Source organism: Nesterenkonia sedimenti (assembly GCF_012641515.1).
Taxonomy (GTDB): domain Bacteria; phylum Actinomycetota; class Actinomycetes; order Actinomycetales; family Micrococcaceae; genus Nesterenkonia; species Nesterenkonia sedimenti.
This window is the reverse complement of sequence record NZ_JABAHY010000056.1, coordinates 1-475: the sequence shown is the minus strand read 5'-3', so window position 1 is coordinate 475 and position 475 is coordinate 1. Positions and strand designations below refer to the sequence as shown.

The 475-nt window shown below is 61.7% G+C and carries 1 protein-coding gene; it reads left to right on the top strand.

Annotation, left to right across the window (positions count from 1 at the left end; genetic code table 11):
- Positions 1-475, top strand: a 475-nt coding sequence (locus HGQ17_RS14910; protein ID WP_168888737.1) for a transposase, incomplete at both ends; no start/stop codon positions are given.

Sequence of the window (475 nt, the reverse complement as noted above, 5' to 3'; positions counted from 1 at the left end):
TCCTCGCCGGGCAGCTGAAGGACCTGTACTCACAGCGTCAGCAGGTCCTGGCCCAGGTCGATGCCCTGGTGGAGGCCCACCCTCTTCACCTGGTCCTGACCTCGATGCCCGGAATCGGGGTCAGGACCGCCGCTAGGATCCTCACCGAAGTCGTAGGTAAGGACTTCAAGACCGCAGGCCACCTGGCCTCATATGCGGGGATCGCGCCGACCACCAGGCGTTCCGGGACCTCGATCAGAGGTGAATACGCCAACCGCGGCGGGAACAAGAGAGTGAAATCATCGTTGTTCAACAGCGCCTTCGCAGCCCTGCACCACCACCCATCCAGGGCTTACTACGAGAAGAAACGCGGCGAAGGAAAGACCCATAAACAAGCCGTCATCGCCCTAGCCCGAAGACGCCTGGACACCCTCTACGCGATGCTGCGTGACGGGACCTACTACCAAGACCCCGAAACCATCAGAAGCGGAACCGG